Source organism: Streptomyces purpureus, from assembly GCF_014648195.1.
Classification (GTDB): Bacteria; Actinomycetota; Actinomycetes; order Streptomycetales; family Streptomycetaceae; genus Streptomyces; species Streptomyces purpureus.
Window position 1 is genome coordinate 210,567 of the sequence record NZ_BMQQ01000002.1, and the last position, 17,921, is coordinate 228,487.

11 protein-coding genes are annotated in these 17,921 nt (G+C 68.8%); 1 reads left to right on the top strand and 10 read right to left on the bottom strand.

Annotated elements, in window-relative coordinates; all coding sequences use genetic code 11:
- Positions 1-10: 10 nt before the first annotated feature.
- The 8 genes from dxs to ngcE all read right to left on the bottom strand — a co-directional run bounded on the left by dxs (position 11) and on the right by ngcE (position 10,531).
- The gene (dxs, locus tag IEZ01_RS04715) at positions 11-1,939 is read right to left on the bottom strand and encodes a 1-deoxy-D-xylulose-5-phosphate synthase (RefSeq protein ID WP_019890162.1); all 1,929 of its coding nucleotides are present in this window, start codon (positions 1,937-1,939) and stop codon (positions 11-13) included.
- Between the two features lie 195 nt (positions 1,940-2,134).
- The gene (locus IEZ01_RS04720; RefSeq protein ID WP_019890161.1) at positions 2,135-3,481 is read right to left on the bottom strand and encodes a sugar ABC transporter permease; all 1,347 of its coding nucleotides are present in this window, start codon (positions 3,479-3,481) and stop codon (positions 2,135-2,137) included.
- Entirely contained in the window at positions 3,478-4,272 is a 795-nt protein-coding gene (locus IEZ01_RS04725; RefSeq protein ID WP_040875210.1) for an ATP-binding cassette domain-containing protein, read from the bottom strand. The genes IEZ01_RS04720 and IEZ01_RS04725 overlap by 4 nt, the downstream gene beginning before the upstream one ends.
- A 255-nt stretch (positions 4,273-4,527) precedes the next feature.
- Positions 4,528-5,637: a substrate-binding domain-containing protein gene (locus IEZ01_RS04730; RefSeq protein ID WP_028798095.1), complete on the bottom strand. Its 1,110-nt coding sequence runs from the start codon at positions 5,635-5,637 to the stop codon at positions 4,528-4,530.
- Positions 5,638-5,759: 122 nt separating this feature from the next.
- On the bottom strand, positions 5,760-6,971 hold the full coding sequence (locus tag IEZ01_RS04735; RefSeq protein ID WP_019890158.1) for an ROK family transcriptional regulator: 1,212 nt from the start codon (positions 6,969-6,971) through the stop codon (positions 5,760-5,762).
- 195 nt (positions 6,972-7,166) lie between these two features.
- Positions 7,167-8,099 carry a carbohydrate ABC transporter permease gene (locus IEZ01_RS04740; protein WP_019890157.1) on the bottom strand — a complete coding sequence of 311 codons (933 nt, stop codon included), beginning with the start codon at positions 8,097-8,099 and terminating at the stop codon, positions 7,167-7,169.
- 5 nt (positions 8,100-8,104) lie between these two features.
- A complete protein-coding gene (locus tag IEZ01_RS04745; protein ID WP_019890156.1) occupies positions 8,105-9,031 on the bottom strand; it encodes a carbohydrate ABC transporter permease in 927 nt (308 codons plus the stop codon).
- Positions 9,032-9,079: 48 nt separating this feature from the next.
- Positions 9,080-10,531 (bottom strand): N-acetylglucosamine/diacetylchitobiose ABC transporter substrate-binding protein, encoded by a 1,452-nt coding sequence (gene ngcE, locus IEZ01_RS04750; protein WP_019890155.1) that lies wholly within the window; start codon positions 10,529-10,531, stop codon positions 9,080-9,082.
- Positions 10,532-10,973: 442 nt separating this feature from the next.
- On the opposite strand from ngcE, the gene IEZ01_RS04755 reads away from it, so the two are divergent.
- On the top strand, positions 10,974-14,786 hold the full coding sequence (locus IEZ01_RS04755; RefSeq protein ID WP_189200031.1) for a GH92 family glycosyl hydrolase: 3,813 nt from the start codon (positions 10,974-10,976) through the stop codon (positions 14,784-14,786).
- Here IEZ01_RS04755 and IEZ01_RS04760 read toward each other — a convergent pair.
- On the bottom strand, positions 14,783-15,082 hold the full coding sequence (locus IEZ01_RS04760; protein ID WP_019890153.1) for a hypothetical protein: 300 nt from the start codon (positions 15,080-15,082) through the stop codon (positions 14,783-14,785). The two genes, IEZ01_RS04755 and IEZ01_RS04760, sit on opposite strands and share 4 nt — an antisense overlap.
- Positions 15,083-15,165: 83 nt before the next feature.
- Positions 15,166-17,880 carry an aconitate hydratase AcnA gene (acnA, locus tag IEZ01_RS04765; RefSeq protein WP_308427132.1) on the bottom strand — a complete coding sequence of 905 codons (2,715 nt, stop codon included), beginning with the start codon at positions 17,878-17,880 and terminating at the stop codon, positions 15,166-15,168.
- Positions 17,881-17,921 lie beyond the last annotated feature (41 nt).

Below are 17,921 nucleotides of genomic sequence, written 5' to 3' on the forward strand. Positions count from 1 at the left end.
GCGGCGGCGGTCAGTCGCGGGCGGGCTCGACGATGCCGGCGCCGCCCGCACTGTCGGCGAAGCGGCCGTCGATCCGCGAGACGAGGCCGGTGACCTGGCGGGCGATGTCCGGCGCGGTCAGGCCGATCTCGGCGAGGACCTCGGCGCGTGAGGCGTGGTCGAGGAAGCGCGGCGGGATGCCGAAGTCCCGCAGCGGGACGTCGACGCCCGCGTCGCGCAGGGCCTGTGCCACGGCGGAGCCGACACCGCCGACGCGACTGTTGTCCTCGACGGTGACGACGACGCGGTGGCGGTCGGCGAGCGGGGCGAGGGCCTCGTCGACCGGCTTGACCCAGCGGGGGTCGACGACGGTGGTGGAGATGCCCTGCTGGTCGAGGAGGCCGGCGATCTCCAGGCACATCGGTGCGAGCGCGCCGACGGAGACCAGCAGCACGTCCGGGCGGTCGGTGCCGGGCTCACGCAGGACGTCCATCCCGCCGATACGGCCCACGGCCGGGACGGCCGGGCCCACTGCGCCCTTGGAGAAGCGGACCACGGTGGGGGCGTCGTCGACCTCGACGGCCTCGCGGAGCTGGGCACGTACCTGGTCGGCGTCGCGCGGGGCGGCCAGCCGCAGGCCGGGCACGACCTGGAGGATCGACATGTCCCACATGCCGTTGTGGGAGGCGCCGTCGGTGCCGGTGATGCCGGCCCGGTCGAGCACGAAGGTGACACCGCACTTGTGCAGGGCCACGTCCATCAGGACCTGGTCGAAGGCACGGTTGAGGAAGGTGGCGTAGACGGCGAAGACGGGGTGGACGCCGCCGGTGGCGAGGCCGGCCGCGGAGACCGCGCCGTGCTGCTCGGCGATGCCGACGTCGTAGACCCGCTCGGGGAAGGCCTTCGCGAACTTGTCGAGGCCGACCGGCTGGAGCATGGCGGCGGTGATCGCCACGATGTCCTCGCGCTCCTCGCCCAGCTTGACCATCTCGTCGGCGAAGACGCCGGTCCAGTCGGCGCCGGAGGAGGCGATGGGCAGGCCCGTGTCGGGGTGGATCTTGCCGACGGCGTGGAAGCGGTCGGCCTCGTCCTGGAGGGCGGGCTGGTAGCCGCGGCCCTTCTCGGTGAGGCAGTGCACGATGACCGGCCCGCCGAAGCGCTTGGCACGCGTCAGCGCGGACTCCAGGGCCTCGATGTCGTGGCCGTCGATGGGGCCGACGTACTTCAGGCCGAGGTCCTCGAACATGCCCTGCGGGGCGATGAAGTCCTTCAGGCCCTTCTTGGCGCCGTGCAGGGTCTCGTAGAGCGGCTTCCCGACGACGGGGGTGCGCTCCAGGATGTCCTTGCCGCGGGCGAGGAAGCGCTCGTAGCCGTCCGTGGTGCGCAGGGTGGCCAGGTGGTTGGCGAGGCCGCCGATGGTGGGCGCGTAGGAGCGCTCGTTGTCGTTGACGACGATGACGAGCGGGCGGTCCTTGGCGTCGGCGATGTTGTTCAGCGCCTCCCAGGCCATACCGCCGGTGAGCGCGCCGTCACCGATGACCGCGACGACGTGGTCGTCCTTCTTCAGCACCTCGTTGGCCTTGGCGAGGCCGTCGGCCCAGCCGAGCACGGTGGAGGCGTGCGAGTTCTCGATGATGTCGTGCTCGGACTCGGCCCGGGCGGGGTAGCCGGAGAGGCCGCCCTTCATCTTGAGCCGGGAGAAGTCCTGCCGTCCGGTGAGCAGCTTGTGCACATAGGACTGGTGGCCGGTGTCCCAGAGGACCTTGTCCTTCGGGGAGTGGAAGACGCGGTGCAGCGCGATCGTCAGCTCGACCACACCGAGGTTCGGTCCCAGGTGGCCGCCGGTCTTGGAGACGGCGTCCACGAGAAATGTCCGGATCTCCGCGGCCAGCTGGTCCAGCTGTTCCGGGGAGAGCCGGTCCAGATCGCGCGGTCCCCTGATACGGGTCAGCAGAGCCACCCGTGCCTCCTTGCCTTTGAGCTGGTCGAGCTTGTCGATTTTGCCGAGTCTAATGTTCCGCTCCGGACGATGGTCATCGGGCGGGGCGTTCTGCGTCACTCCACCGGCCGAATCGAGGGTGACGAACCGGTGACGGGGATGGAGACGCGAATGTGCCCGGCGCCGGTTCTCGGCGCCGGGCACGAAGTGGCCGGGCTAGGCGCGACCAGCGGTCTTCTGCGTACGGCGGGAGACCGAGTCGATCACGACGGCGGCCAGCAGGACCGCGCCGGTGATCATGTACTGGATGGCGTTCGCCATACCGATCATGTTGAGACCCTGCTGGATCGACTGAATCACGATCATTCCCAGGAGGGCCGACCAGACCTTGCCCCGGCCGCCGAAGAGGCTCGTACCGCCGATCACGGCCGCGGCGATCACCAGCATCAGGGTGTTGCCGCCGCCGACGCTCTTGGTCGCGCCGCCGGAGAGGCTGGCGATGAACAGGCCGCCGAAGGCGCCGAGCAGGCCGGAGAGACCGAAGACGGTGATGCGGACCCGGTCGACGTTGATACCGGCGCGGCGGGCGGCCTCGGGGTTGCCGCCGACCGCGAAGACCTGCCGGCCGAAGGTGGTGCGGCGGGCGACGAAGTCGGCGACGACGAGGACGGCCAGGAACAGCACCAGGGCCAGCGGCAGGCCACGGGCGCCCGCGGGCTCGTTCAGGACGTACGCGACGACGAAGCAGAGCACCGCGACGACCGCCGTGCGCAGCACGATCTCGCTGGTGGGACGGGCGGGCAGGGCTGCGGCCCGGCGGCGCCTGGAGTCCATGACCAGCGAGGCGGCGTAGGCGAGTACGGCGACCAGGGCGAGGCCGTAGGCGGCGGCCTTGTCCTCGAAGAAGTAGTTGGTCAGGTTCTCGACGACGCTGCCGGAGGGGGTGTTGATGGAGCCTTCCCCGCCCATGAGCCAGTCCTGCAGACCGCTCCAGCCGAGGAAGCCGGCGAGGGTGACCACGAAGGCCGGGACGCCGATCTTGGCGAAGAAGAAGCCGTGCAGGATGCCCAGCGCCATTCCGGCGAGGACGGCGATGCCGATGGCCAGCCAGTCGTTCATGCCCTGATTGACGTTGAGCACGGCCCACACGGCGGCGCCGACACCCGCGACGGAGCCGACCGAGAGGTCGATCTCGCCGAGGATCAGCACGAAGACGATGCCGACGGCCATGATGCCGAGGCCGGAGCTGTAGACGGCGATGTTGGCGACGGAGCTCGCCGAGAGGAAGTTGCTGTTCTGGAGCTGGAAGACGATCGCGATGACGATCAGGCCCAGGACGACGGGCAGGGAGCCGAGCTCTCCGCCGCGGACCTTGCGGGTGAACTCGGTCCAGTAGCCCTTGATGCCCTCCTCGCGGATGAGCAGGCGCGGGTCGACGGCCGGGACGGGCGCGGCGGATGCCTCGGGGGCCGGCGGCGCCGTGTCGTCACCGGGGCCGAGCGCGGTTCCGGGCGTCTGCGGACCCTCGGGGGTCTCGGGGGTCTTCTTGGCGAGGTCGCTCACTTCGCGTCCTCCTTCGTGGCCGTGCGCGCCTGCCGACGGGTCACGGCGTTGTCCGTGGCTCCGGTGATGGCCGCGATGATCTCTTCGTGGCTGGTGGTCTTCACGTCGAAGACGCCGTTGTTACGGCCCAGGCGCAGCACCGCGACCCGGTCGGCGACCGCGCGGACGTCGGCCATGTTGTGGCTGATGAGGATGACGCCGTGGCCGCGCTCGCGCAGCCGCTCCACCAGGTCGAGCACCTGAGCGGTCTGCTCGACGCCGAGGGCGGCGGTGGGCTCGTCCAGGATGACGACCTTCGGGTCGCCGATCAGCGCGCGGGCGATGGCGACGACCTGCCGCTGACCGCCGGAGAGCGCCGCGACGGGGATGCGGACGCTGGGGATGCGGATGGACAGGGTGTCCAGGAGCTCCTTGGCGCGCTTCTCCATCGCGATCTCGTCCAGGATCGCGGCGCTGCGCAGCTCGCTGCCGAGGAAGAGGTTGGCGACGACGTCCAGGTTGTCGCAGAGCGCCAGGTCCTGGTAGACGGTGGCGACGCCGAGGGCCTGGGAGTCCTGGGGACGGTGGATGGGAACGGGCGTGCCGTTCCACTCGATGGAGCCTTCGTCGATCGGGTGGACACCCGAGATGGTCTTGACGAGGGTCGACTTGCCGGCGCCGTTGTCGCCGACCAGGGCGACCACCTCACCGGCGTGGATCTCCAGCTCTACGTCGGTCAGCGCCTGGACGGCGCCGAACCGCTTGGAGACTCCGCGCAACGCCAGCACGGGCGTAGCGGACACGTGAATCATCTCCTTCGCCGCCTGACCGGCGGGGATGGTGGTGCGTTGTCGAGCACGAGGGGTGCGAGGAAGTCCGGCGCCCCGCCCCCGCTTGCGGGGCGTTGAACGGGGCGGGGCCGCCGGACCGGTACGAGAAGGCTTCCGTCCGGGTCTGGGCCCGAACCGCCTTGTCGTCAGCGGGTGTTGCTCCTGTGGCAGCGGCGGCGGGAGGAGCCGCCGCCGCCTGACCCGGCTGCCGTACGGAGGGCCGCCGGGGTGGGCCGGCTACTTGATGCCGGCCGCCTCGCAGGCCGCCTTGTACTCGGCGGTGCAGATGTCCGCGGCCTTGTAGACCTGGTCCTTGATGATCGTGCCGGCGATGTCGGCCTTGGTGACGATCTGGGCGTCGTACAGCTTCGCCGGGATGCCCTTGAACTCGCCGGTGAGGCTGTCGACCTTGACCGGGGCGAGGTCGTCGATCTTCTCGCCCTTGAGCAGGCGGACGGCGATCTCGGCGGTGGTCTCGGCCTCCGGCTTGATCTGCTTGTAGATCGTGAAGGCCTGGTCGCCCTTGAGGATGCGCTGCAGACCCGCGAGCTCGGCGTCCTGGCCGCCGACCGGGACCTTGATGCCCTGCTTGGACAGGGCGGTGATGATGCCGCCGGCCATGCCGTCGTTGGCGGAGTAGACGCCCTGGAAGCCGCTCTTGCCGAGCGAGTCGATGGCGGCACCCATCTTCTTGTTGGCCTCGTCCGGCGACCAGTCCGGGATGTCCTGCTCGTAGACGACCTTCTTGACCTGCTTGTCGAGGACGCTGTGGGCGCCCTTCTTGAACAGCGGGGCGTTCGGGTCGGTCGGCGAGCCGTTGATCATGACGACGTTCGCGTCCTTGGCGCCGGCGCCCAGCGCCTTGACCAGGCCCTCGCCCTGGAGGCGGCCGATCTTCTCGTTGTCGTAGGAGACGTAGGCGGCGATCGGGCCCTCGGCCAGCCGGTCGTACGCGACGACCTTGACGCCGTCGGCCTCCGCCCGCTGCACCCAGGACTTGGTCGCCTTGTAGTCGACCGCGTCGAGGATGATGACCTTCACGCCCTGCGTGACGAGCGCGTCGAACTGCTTCTTCTGGGTCTCGGTGTCCTGGGCCGCGTTGTTGTACTTCACGGTGCAGTCCGAGCAGAGCGTCTTGATCTTCGCCTCGATGATCGGGCGGTCGAAGGTCTCGTAGCGCGTGGTCTTGTTCTCCGGCAGGAGCAGACCGATGGTCTTGCCGTCACCGCCGCCGCCCTCCGCGCCCGTCTTCGCACCGCCATCGCCCGCCTTGCCGCACGCGGCGAGGGAGAGGGCCATGGACACCGCTGCCGTACCTATGACGACGCGTCGCGTCACTGCGTTCATATGGGGTTGCCTCCCTGACGAGGCCGCGTCGTTGCGGCCGAGGTGGCAGGAAGTCAACTCGGCCGCACCCACACCGTCAAGGAGTAAATCCTTAACGAGATGACAACGGTGCCATTCGTTATCTAAGTGAAGGCAAGGCTGGAGGCAGGCGTCGACGCCGGAAGTGCGCTCTCAAGCAGGGTCGAATCACCCATTTCGCTCAGTGCGAGCGCCAGGGCGCCCAACACCTCGGCGCGGCCGCCCAGTGCACCGGGCGCCACCGACAACTGCCGCGCGGCGCTGGGGATCGCGTACCGCGACACCGAGTCCCGGATGGGGCCGAGCACCAGCTCACCGGCCTCCGCGAGGTCTCCGCCCAGGACCACCCGGCTGGGGTTGAGCAGGTTGCAGAGGTTGGCGACACCGCTGCCGACGTGCCGTCCGACGTCGGCGATCACCCGGCGGCAGCCCGGGTCGCCCTCGCGGGCCAGCTGGACGACCCGCTCCATGGTGAGGTCGGCGCCGTGGCTGGGCTGGAGCAGCGGCAGTACGTACCGGGCGGCGGCGAAGGTCTCCAGGCAGCCGCGGTTTCCGCAGCGGCAGACCGGCCCGGACTCGTCGAGCGTGATGTGCCCGATCTCGCCCGCGGTGCCCCCCGGGCCCCGGTAGATCTGCCCGTCGATGACCAGCCCGGCGCCCACACCGCTGGCCACCTTGATGTACGCCAGGTCCTTCACGCCCCGGCCGCTGCCCCAGACCAGCTCCCCCAGCGCGCCCAGGTTGGCGTCGTTGTCGACGTACACCGGCACGCCGAGCCGGCCGGAGAGCTCCTCGGCGGGATTGATCCCGCTCCAGCCCGGCAGGATCGCGGTGGAGCCGAGCGTTCCGGAGGAGACGTCGATCGGACCGGGGACGCCGAGACCGACCCCGATCACCTTCTCCTGACCGATGCCGGTGGCCCCGATCAGCCGCTTGACCAGCTGTTCCGCCCGGTCGAAGCCCTCCGCGGCGGAGGCGTCGACATCGAGCGGCTCGGACTCCTCGGCCAGCACCTGATGGGCCAGGTTGCCGACCGCGACGCGCAGGTGGGTGTGGCCGAAGTCGACCCCGATCACGATCCCGGCGTCCCCGCTGAGCGAGACGCTCCGGGCCCGGCGGCCGCCCGCCGAGGTGGGCGTGACCTCGACCGTTCCGCCGTCCTTCAGCTCGCGGACGATGTTGGAGACGGTGGCCGCCGACAGGCCCGTGGCTCTGGCGATCTCGGCCTGGGTGAGCGACCCGGCCATGCGCACCGCCCGTACGACCCGCTCGAGATTGGCCCGATGCAGAGATGTCTGCGACCCCGGAGTCTCCATCGACTCACTCACTCCTGCCGTTTTCTCCAACATGTGAACTCTAAGGGGAGCCGTTGGGGTGCGACCCCGTCAAGACCTTGAGCGACCGGAGCCTCGGATGAGCGATCACCGGCGGGCGGAAAACGGCATGGACGGCGAAGGGCCCCAGTGAGCTGTGCTCACCGGGGCCCGTACGTGTCCGGGGCTTCGCCGCGGCTACTTCAGCGCGCCGGCTGTGAGGCCCGCCACCACCTGCCGCTGGAAGACGATGTAGGCGGCGAGGACCGGCAGCATCGCCATCACCAGGCCGGCGAAGAGGCCCGACCAGTCTCCCTTGTACCCCTGGCTGGTGGCGAGCTCGACCAGGCCCTGGGAGAGGACCCGCTTGTCCGGGTCGGTGTTGAGCACGGTCGGCAGCATGTACTGGTTCCACTGCCCGAGGAAGTTGAAGATCCCGACACTGATCAGGCCCGGCTTGGCCATCGGCAGCATGACCTGGAAGAAGGTCCGGGTGTGCGAGGCGCCGTCGATCATCGCGGCCTCGGCGATCGAGGTGGGGAGCGTACGGAAGAACGCCGTCAGGAAGAAGACGGTGAACGGCAGCGAGTACGCGATGTAGACCAGGATCAGGCCGTGGATGGTGTTGAGCAGCCCGGTGTTGTCCAGCACGTAGAAGAGCGGGACCAGCGCGAGCATCACCGGGAAGCTCATGCCGCCGACGAACAGGTAGTAGATGAAGCGGTTGCCGGGGAAGTCGAAGCGGGCGAGGACGTACGCCGCCATCGAGCCGAAGAGCAGCGTGCCGGCGAGCGAGCCGCCGACCACCACGATGGTGTTCAGGAAGTAGTCGCTCATATGCGCCTGGGACCAGGCCCGCGACCAGTTCTCGAAGTGCAGGGTGTCCGGCAGGGCCCAGGGCGAGTTGAAGATGTCCGCGTCGGTCTTGAAGGAGGTCATCACCGCCCACACCAGGGGCAGGACGACCATGAAGGCCCACAGGATCAGCATGCCGTGGGAGAAGACGTTGAGGACCGTGCCCTCGCTCTTGCTCTCCTTGGCCTTGGCGGCGCCGCCGGGGACGCCCGTGGTGCGCTGGGCGGGCAGGCCGGTCTTGCCGAGGCCGGCCGGAGGGGTGTCGGTGGTCTTCATCTGGTTCAGAACTCCAGCCGCTCGCGCCGGCCCACCCGCATCACGACGGCCGCGAAGGCCAGGGTGACCACGAGCAGGGCGACACCGATGGTGGTCGCGTAGGCCGCCTGGCCGTCCCGGAACGCCGCCTGGTACACGTACAGCGGCAGGACCGTCGTCGCGTAGTCGGGGCCGCCGGGGCCGACGGACATGATGTGGACGACGGCGAAGGCCTCGGCGCCGAGGGCCAGGATGCCCATGTAGACCCAGCCGGACTGGACGGTGTCCCAGAGCAGCGGCAGGGTGATCCGGAAGAAGGTGGTGATCCGGCTCGCGCCGTCGAGCAGGGCGGCCTCGTAGAAGTCCCGGGGGATCGAGGCCATGCCCGCGGAGAAGAGGACGACGAAGAAGCCGACGGTGCACCAGACGAGGACGGCCACGATGCACCAGAGCGCGAGCTGGGGGTCGCCGAGCCAGTTCGGCAGGGAGTCGCCCTCGACACCGGCGCTCCTGAGCAGGCCGTTGATCATGCCCTGGGCGGGGTCGAAGGCGAACTGGAAGAGGATCGCGACGATGGCGATCGACAGGACCTGCGGGACGAAGTACGCGATCTTGTAGAAGCCCGAGCCACGGACTCCCTGGATGGCGGCGCCCCGGCGGCGCCGCCCGCCGACGTTGATCATGAAGGCGAAGAAGAGGGCGAGGCCGAGCGTCACCAGCGGCAGCAGAAGCGCCAGCAGCACGCTGTGCCACAGGGACTTCCAGAAGATGTCGTCCTCGAACATCTTCGTGTAGTTGTCGAAGCCGACCATCTGGAAGTCGGGGCTCAGACCGGTCCAGTCCGTGAACGAGTAGTAGATGGACTGGACGAAGGGCCAGATGACGAAGACGGCGTACAGCGCCAAGGGGATCGCCAAGAACCCGAGAATGAACCGGTACTTACCGTGCTGCATCGTGTCCGACTCCGACCTTCCTGTGCTGCCGCCGCTGGTGACGAGCCATCACTTCTGGTGCTTGAAGTGCTTGATGGACGAGTCCTTCGCCACGGCGTCCGCGTAGCCCTGGATCTTCTTGATGGTCTCGGCGGGGGTGAGCCGTCCGGCCATCATCTCGCCGAGGCCGGCGACGCCGATCTGCTCCTTCTGGAGCTTGACGTACCAGTCCTGAAGGCGCGGGTTGACCACGTTCTGGCCGGCCTTCTCCAGGGCCGCGACACCGGACTTCAGGCCGTCGGAGAGGGTGATGCCGGTGGTGCCGCCGTTGAAGGCGGTCAGCGACTTGGTGTTGGCGGTGAAACTCTTCGAGGACGCCTCGCTCAGCATGATGCGCAGCTGCTCCATGCCGCCCTCGACGTTCTTCGCCTGCGCGGGGACGATGAAGGGCTCACCGCCCGACGCCCAGATGGTGCCGAAGGGCAGCTTGTCGGAGGAGTCGAGACCGGACGGCGCGCCCACGGACAGCTTGAAGTCCTTGGGGATGATGGCGGCCTCCTCGTTCTCGACCCAGGAGCCGTTGGGGATGAACAGCGCCTTGCCACGGGCCCAGGCGCCCTGCGAGCCCCGGTGGTCGAGACCGGGGGTGCCCTGGAGGACGTACCCCTTCTTGTAGAGCTCGTAGTACGCCTCGAAGGCGGCCTTCACGGCCGGGTGCTCCCAGGCCTTCGGCTCCAGGTTGTCGATGGCGTCGAGAACCTCCACCCCGCCGATCTTGGCGATGAAGGGGTAGAGGGAGAAGGGCAGGTAGTACGGGTGCTTGCCGGGGTACGTCCAGCCGGCGATGCCCTGCTTCTTCGCCTTCTCGCACAGGGCGAGCATCTCGTCCCAGGTCTCGGGGTACTTCGCGTCGAGCTTGTCCAGCGCGGTCTGGGAGTACCAGACGCCGTACACGGTGTAGGCGTAGTACATGATCCAGACGGGCGCGCCGTCGAACTGGCCCATCTCCACGATGCCGGGGCGGAGCGTGTCGCGGACCTTCTTGGACGGGTCGTCGACGGAGGGCGCGTCGAGCAGCGGGGTGAGGTCGGCGAGCTGCTTCTTGCCGACCAGGACGCCCATGTCCATCTGCTGGGCACCGGAGTTGTCAATCAGGTCCGGCGGGGTGCCGCCGTTGAAGCGGGGCTGGAGGACGGACTGGATCTTCTGGGTCTTCGAGAACTTGACCTTCGCCTTGGGGAAGTTCTTCTCATAGATCTTGTTGGCGTCCTCGGCGTACTGCGTGCCGAATCCGCCGTCGAAGATGACGACTTCGAGGGGGGCCGACTCGTTGACGGCCAGCGGGTTCTTGTCGGACTTCGTGCCCTTCTCGACCTTCCCCTTGTCCTCGCCGCCGGAGCCGCTGGCGCACGCGGACAGGAAGCTCATGGTGGGGACGGTGATCAGGCCGAGCGCGGCCGAACGCTTGATCAGATCGCGACGGCCAAGGCCCTCGTTGTCGCGGGCGGAGGTGGATCCCATGCTCAAGTCCTCGCCTTCTCCAGGACTCAGGCGGTGTACCGGTCGCCCGTTTCGTCGCCTGAGCGAAGGGCCCCGCCACCGCGTTCCAGTGCAGCTTGAGGTGGTGCGTCTGGTGCGTCGAAAGCTTGGGTCGTGACATTGGCGTATGAGTGGTGCAGGGTAGTCCGGTCGGCCGGACGCCGACAGGTATAGTCCACTTCCCGCCAACTGAGCAAGATCGAAAGCAGTTTTCGGCGGCAGTCTTTCCCGAGTTGAGACCTCCGGTATGTCCGTGGCGATTTTGCGCCCTTACGGCCACCGGTGAACTCCCCGAAATGGCCGAATCCACCCTTTCGGCGCTGTCAACACCCTTGACATCACGGGCCACTTAACTCCCTACTGGACCCTGCGCATCGCAGTTGACAACGTTGTCTCATCTCTTCGTCAGGAGATATGACTCCGCATGCAGCCCAGACCACGACCCCCTCAGAGACACCTTCGCGCGGCCGCCCTCGTGGCGGCCGCCGCGCTGCTCCTCGGCGGCGCACCGTCGACCGCCCTCGCCTCGCCGACCCAACCGGGCGGCTTGGAACGGGAGTTCCGCACCTCCTTCGAAGCGGACGAACCGCAGCCGACCTGGCGCAACACCGTCGAGACGGCTCCGGACGGCGTGAAGCGCGCGTCCGGGGTGGACGGTGGCTTCTCCACCGGAATACCGGGCAATGTCACCGACAAGGTCGTGGCGGTCCGGGCCAACGGCGAGAACGCGGGCGCGGGTGAGACCAAGGAGAATCTCGTCGATCTCCAGCCCAGCACCAAATGGCTGGTGTTCGAGCCGACCGGCTGGGCCGAGTTCGACACGGACGAACCGGTCAAGGTGGTGACCTATGCGCTGACCTCGGCGAATGACGCCGCCGAGCGCGACCCGCGGAACTGGACGCTCAAGGGTTCGGCGGACGGGAGGGAATGGACCGTCCTCGACAACCGGGAGGGCGAGACCTTCGCGAAACGCTTCGAAACGAAGACGTATTCGTTCGAGAACTCAACTCCGTATGCACATTACCGGCTTGAGATCACCCGGAACAACGGTGCCGCGGGGATCACTCAACTCGCCGACGTTCAGTTCTCGAACGGCGACACGTCCTCCCCGGTCCCCGAGGACATGCGCACGCACACCGACCGCGGCCCGGGCGGCTCCCCCACGGCCAAGGCGAATGCCGGGTTCACCGGCAAGCGGGCGCTGCGGTACGCCGGCCGCCACACGCCCGGTGGCCGGGCCTGGTCGTACAACAAGGTCCTCGACGTGAACACGGCCGTCGCCAGGGACACCGAGCTCTCCTACCGGATCTTCCCGTCGCTGCCCGAGACGGACCTCAACTACCCCGCCACGAACGTCTCGGTCGACCTGGCGTTCACCGACGGCACCTATCTGAGCGAGCTGGGGGCGGTCGACTCCCACGGCGGGGCGCTGACCCCGCAGGGCCAGGGCGCGGCCAAGCGGCTCTACGTCAACCAGTGGAACCAGGTCACCTCGGGCATCGGCACCGTCGCGGCGGGCCGGACCGTCGACCGGATCCTGGTGGCGTACGACTCCCCCAAGGGCCCGGCGGCGTTCCAGGGCTGGATCGACGACCTGGAGCTGCGGCCGAAGGGGCCGGAGCGGTCGCCCGGACGGCTCTCCGACTACGCGTCGACGACCCGGGGCACCAACTCCAGCGGCTCGTTCTCGCGGGGCAACACCTTCCCGGCGACGGCGGTCCCACATGGCTTCAACTTCTGGACGCCGGTGACCAATGCCGCTTCCAAGAGCTGGCTGTACGAGTACGCGCGCGGGAACAACGCGGACAATCTGCCCACCGTGCAGGCCTTCTCGGCCAGCCATGAGCCGAGTCCCTGGATGGGCGACCGGCAGACCTTCCAGCTGATGCCGTCGGCCGCGGCGAGCACCCCGGACACCTCGCGGACGGGCCGCGCGCTGCCGTTCCGGCACGAGCGGGAGACCGCGCGGCCGCACTACTACGGTGTGACGTTCGAGAACGGGCTGAAGGCCGAGATCGCCCCGTCGGACCACGCGGCGATGATGCGGTTCACCTATCCCGGCGAGGACGCCTCGGTGCTGTTCGACAACGTCACCGACGAGGGCGGTCTGACCCTGGATCCGGCGAGCGGCTCCTTCACCGGCTTCTCCGACGTGAAGAGCGGCCTGTCGACGGGGGCGACCCGGATGTTCGTGTACGGCGTCTTCGACGCGCCGGTCACCGCGTCCGGTGGGCAGGGGGTGCGCGGGCATCTGCGGTTCGACGCGGGTGCGGACCGTACGGTCACGTTGCGCATCGCCACCTCACTGATCAGCGTGGACCAGGCGAAGGCGAACCTGGCGGCCGAGATCCCGGCGGGTTCACGGTTCGAGCGGGTGAAGGAACGGGCGCAGAGCGCCTGGGACGCGCTGCTGGGGCGGGTCCGGGTGGAGGGCGCGACCCGCGATCAGCTGGTCACGTTGTACTCCAGTCTCTACCGGCTCTATCTGTACCCGAACTCCGGCTTCGAGAAGGTGGGGTCGGTCTTCAAGTACGCGAGCCCCTTCTCGCCGCAGACGGGCCCGGACACGCCGACGCACACCGGCGCGAAGATCGTCGACGGGAAGGTGTACGTCAACAACGGCTTCTGGGACACCTACCGCACGACCTGGCCGGCGTACTCCTTCCTCACCCCGCGCAAGGCGGGCGAGCTGGTGGACGGGTTCGTGCAGCAGTACAAGGACGGTGGGTGGATCTCCCGCTGGTCGTCGCCGGGGTATGCCGATCTGATGACGGGGACCTCTTCCGACGTCGCCTTCGCCGACGCCTATGTGAAGGGCGTGGACTTCGACGCGGCGGCGGCGTACGAGGCGGCGCTGAAGAACGCGACGGTCGTGCCGCCGAGCCGGGGCGTGGGCCGCAAGGGCATGGAGACCTCGCCGTTCGTCGGATATGCCTCGACGGCGACGCACGAGGGTCTGTCCTGGTCGCTGGAGGGCCATCTCAACGACTACGGCCTGGCGAAGATGGCCGAGGCGCTCCACCGCGGGACGAAGAAGGAGCGGTACAAGGAGGAGGCCGCCTACTTCCTCAACCGTGCGCGGAACTATGTCACGTTGTTCGACGCGAAGGCGGGCTTCTTCCAGGGCCGGGATCCGGGCGGTGGCTGGCGGGTGCCGTCGGAGCGGTACGACCCGAGGGTGTGGGGCTACGACTACACCGAGACCAACGGCTGGGGCTATGCCTTCACCGCGCCGCAGGACTCCCGCGGCCTGGCCAATCTGTACGGCGGCCGCCCGGGCCTGGCGAAGAAGCTGGACACGTACTTCGCCACGCCGGAGACCGCGAGCCCGGAGTTCGTGGGCTCGTACGGCAGTGTGATCCATGAGATGACCGAGGCCCGTGATGTGCGGATGGGGATGTACGGGCACTCCAACCAGGTGGCCCACCATGTGACGTACATGTACAACGCCGCCGCGCAGCCGTGGAAGACGCAGGAGAAGGTCCGCGAGGTGCTCTCCCGGCTCTACACCGGCAGCGAGATCGGGCAGGGCTACCACGGCGACGAGGACAACGGCGAGCAGTCGGCCTGGTACCTCTTCTCGGCGCTCGGCTTCTATCCGCTGGTGATGGGCAGCGGGGAGTACGCGATCGGCTCGCCGCTCTTCACCAAGGCGACCGTCCGCATGGACAACGGCCGCACGCTCGTGGTCCGGGCGCCGGAGAACAGCGCGCGGAACATCTACGTGAAGGGCCTGCGGGTGAACGGCAAGCCGTGGCACTCGACGGCGCTGCCGCACGATGTGATCGCCCGGGGCGGGGTGCTGGACTTCGCCATGGACGACAAGCCGTCCGCGTGGGGTACGGGACCGGGCGCCGCGCCGGTCTCCATCACCCGGGACGACAAGGTGCCGGTGCCGCGCGCCGATCTGGTGCGGGGCGCGGGGCCGCTGTTCGACGACACCTCGGCGACGAAGGCCCCGGTCGGGCCGGTGGAGCTGCCGGTGTCGGGTGAGGTGCGGGCGGTGCAGTACACGTTGACATCGTCCGACCGGGCGAAGGCTCCGGCGGCGTGGGTGCTCCAGGGCTCGTCGGACGGTGTCACCTGGCGGGATCTGGACCGGCGTACGGGCGAGACCTTCGCCTGGGACCGGCAGACCCGGGTGTTCTCGGTGACCGCGCCGGGCTCGTACGCGACGTACCGGCTGGTGCCGGCGGGTGCGGGCAGTGAGCTGGCGGAGGTGGAGCTGCTCGGCTAGGCGCCTGGTGCCTGGCGGTCCTGGGGGCCGTACTCCCGGTCGAGCACGGGCGCGTCCGGGAGTTCGCGGTCCAGGGCCTCGCGGTAGCGGACGCAGCCGCGCAGGAACCGGGGCCAGGGCGGGACGGCAACCTCGGGGGCGGCGGGTTCGGGCAGCAGCCCCCACAGCTGGGGGTGGTGCCAGCACAGGTCGTGGCCCGAGCTGTCGCGGTGGGCGCGGATCCCGGCGCGCAGCCGCCGCACCTCGGCGACGAGCGCGTCTCGGTCGAGCCCGTCGAGATCGTGGTCGAGGTCCATGGCGCGCAGGATAGGGGCCCGGAGCAACGCGGACCGGCCGCCACCCCGAGCGGGGTGACGGCCGGTTCGTACGACCGAGGGGGTCAGCCGCGGATGAGGTTGCGCAGCACGTACTGCATGATGCCGCCGTTGCGGTAGTAGTCCGCCTCACCGGGGGTGTCGATGCGGACGACCGCGTCGAACTCGACACCGGTGTCGGTGGTGACCTTGACCGTGCTCGGCGTGGTGCCGTCGTTCAGCTCGGTGATACCGGTGATGGAGAAGGTCTCCTCACCGGTCAGGCCGAGCGAGTCGGCCGACTGGCCGGCCGGGAACTGCAGCGGCAGGACGCCCATGCCGATGAGGTTCGAGCGGTGGATGCGCTCGTACGACTCGGTGATGACGGCCTTGACGCCGAGGAGGGCCGTGCCCTTGGCCGCCCAGTCGCGGGACGAGCCGGAGCCGTACTCCTTGCCGCCCAGGATGACCAGCGGGGTGCCGGCGGCCTGGTAGTTCTGCGAGGCGTCGTAGATGAACGACACCGGAGCGCCGTCCTGGGTGAAGTCGCGGGTGTAGCCGCCCTCGGTGCCCGGCGCGATCTGGTTGCGCAGGCGGATGTTGGCGAACGTACCGCGGATCATGACCTCGTGGTTGCCTCGGCGCGAGCCGTAGGAGTTGAAGTCACGACGCTCCACACCGTGCTCGGTGAGGTACTGGCCGGCCGGGGTGTCGGCCTTGATGGCACCGGCCGGGGAGATGTGGTCGGTGGTGACCGAGTCGCCGAGCTTCGCCAGCACGCGGGCGCCGGTGATGTCGGTGACCGGGGTGGTCTCCATCGTCATGCCCTCGAAGTACGGGGGCTTGCGGACGTAGGTGGACTGGGTGTCCCACTCGAAGGTGTTGCCGGTCGGGATCGGCAGCGCCTGCCACTGGGCGTCGCCCGCGAAGACGTCCTGGTAGGACTTGGAGAACATGTCCTCGCCGATGGCGTTGGCGACGACGTCGTTGACCTCGGCCTCGGAGGGCCAGATGTCCTTGAGGTAGACCGGGTTGCCGTCGGTGTCGGTGCCGAGGGCGTCCTTGGTGATGTCCACCTTCATGGAGCCGGCGAGGGCGTACGCGACGACCAGCGGCGGGGACGCCAGATAGTTCATCTTGACGTCGGGGTTGATCCGGCCCTCGAAGTTCCGGTTGCCGGAGAGGACCGAGGTGACCGCGAGGTCGTGGTCGTTGACGGCCTTGGAGACCTCCTCCGGCAGCGGGCCGGAGTTGCCGATGCAGGTGGTGCAGCCGTAGCCGACGAGGTTGAAGCCGACCTTGTCGAGGTAGGGGGTCAGGCCCGCCTTGTCGAAGTAGTCGGTGACGACCTTGGAGCCCGGCGCGAGGGTGGTCTTGACCCACGGCTTGCGGGTCAGGCCCTTCTCCACGGCCTTCTTCGCGACGAGCGCGGCGGCGACCATGACGTACGGGTTCGAGGTGTTGGTGCAGGAGGTGATCGCGGCGACGGTGACGGCGCCGTGGTCGATCGTGTAGGTGGAGCCGTCGGGGGCGGTCACCTGGACCGGGTTCGACGGGGTCGTGCTGGAGACGGCCGGGGCGTCGGAGGCCGGGAAGGACTCCTGGCCGGCCTCGTCGACGCTGTCCACGTAGTTGCGGACGTCCTGGGCGAACTGCTCGGCGGCGTTGGCGAGGACGATACGGTCCTGCGGACGCTTCGGGCCGGCGATGGAGGGGACGACCGTGGAGAGGTCGAGCTCGAGCTTCTCGGAGAAGTCGGGCTCGGCGGACGGGTCGAGCCAGAGGCCCTGCTCCTTGGCGTACGCCTCGACGAGCGCGACCTGCTGCTCGGAGCGGCCGGTGAGCTTGAGGTAGTTCAGGGTCTCGCCGTCGATCGGGAAGATCGCGGCGGTGGAGCCGAACTCGGGCGACATGTTGCCGATGGTGGCGCGGTTGGCCAGCGAGGTGGCGGCGACGCCCTCACCGTAGAACTCGACGAACTTGCCGACGACGCCGTGCTTGCGCAGCATCTCGGTGATCGTGAGGACGAGGTCGGTGGCGGTGGTGCCGGTGGGCAGCTCGCCGGTCAGCTTGAAGCCGACGACACGCGGGATCAGCATGGAGACCGGCTGGCCGAGCATGGCGGCCTCGGCCTCGATGCCGCCGACGCCCCAGCCGAGCACACCGAGGCCGTTGACCATGGTGGTGTGGGAGTCGGTGCCGACGAGGGTGTCGGGGTACGCCTGGCCGCCCCGGACCATGACCGTACGGGCCAGGTGCTCGATGTTGACCTGGTGGACGATGCCGGTGCCGGGCGGGACGACCTTGAACTCGTCGAAGGCGGTCTGGCCCCAGCGCAGGAACTGGTAGCGCTCCTTGTTGCGGCCGTACTCCAGCTCGACGTTCTGGCCGAAGGCGTCCTTCGTACCGAACTTGTCGGCGATGACGGAGTGGTCGATGACCAGCTCGGCCGGGGCGAGCGGGTTGATCTTCGCCGGGTCGCCGCCGAGCTCCTTGACGGCCTCACGCATGGTGGCGAGGTCGACGACGCAGGGCACACCGGTGAAGTCCTGCATGATCACGCGGGCCGGCGTGAACTGGATCTCCTGGCTGGGCTGGGCCTGGGAGTCCCAGTTGCCGAGGGCCCGGATGTGGTCGGCGGTGATGTTCGCGCCGTCCTCGGTGCGGAGGAGGTTCTCCAGGAGAACCTTCAGGCTGTAGGGGAGGCGCGCCGAGCCCTCCACCTTGTCCAGCCGGAAGATCTCGTACGACTCGTCGCCCACGCGCAGCGTGCTGCGGGCGTCGAAGCTGTTCGCCGACACGACAGTCTCCTTCATCAATGTGCGCGTTACTACCGCATCCT

What these genes read in the sequence shown, in the direction of transcription:
- IEZ01_RS04730 (WP_028798095.1), bottom strand. Translation starts at nt 5,637, where the DNA reads ATGAACGCAGTGACGCGACGCGTCGTCATAGGTACGGCAGCGGTGTCC.
- IEZ01_RS04735 (WP_019890158.1), bottom strand. Translation starts at nt 6,971, where the DNA reads ATGGAGACTCCGGGGTCGCAGACATCTCTGCATCGGGCCAATCTCGAG.
- IEZ01_RS04740 (WP_019890157.1), bottom strand. Translation starts at nt 8,099, where the DNA reads ATGAAGACCACCGACACCCCTCCGGCCGGCCTCGGCAAGACCGGCCTG.
- IEZ01_RS04745 (WP_019890156.1), bottom strand. Translation starts at nt 9,031, where the DNA reads ATGCAGCACGGTAAGTACCGGTTCATTCTCGGGTTCTTGGCGATCCCC.
- IEZ01_RS04760 (WP_019890153.1), bottom strand. Translation starts at nt 15,082, where the DNA reads ATGGACCTCGACCACGATCTCGACGGGCTCGACCGAGACGCGCTCGTC.
- IEZ01_RS04725 (WP_040875210.1), bottom strand. Translation starts at nt 4,272, where the DNA reads ATGATTCACGTGTCCGCTACGCCCGTGCTGGCGTTGCGCGGAGTCTCC.
- ngcE (WP_019890155.1), bottom strand. Translation starts at nt 10,531, where the DNA reads ATGGGATCCACCTCCGCCCGCGACAACGAGGGCCTTGGCCGTCGCGAT.
- IEZ01_RS04755 (WP_189200031.1), top strand. Translation starts at nt 10,974, where the DNA reads ATGCAGCCCAGACCACGACCCCCTCAGAGACACCTTCGCGCGGCCGCC.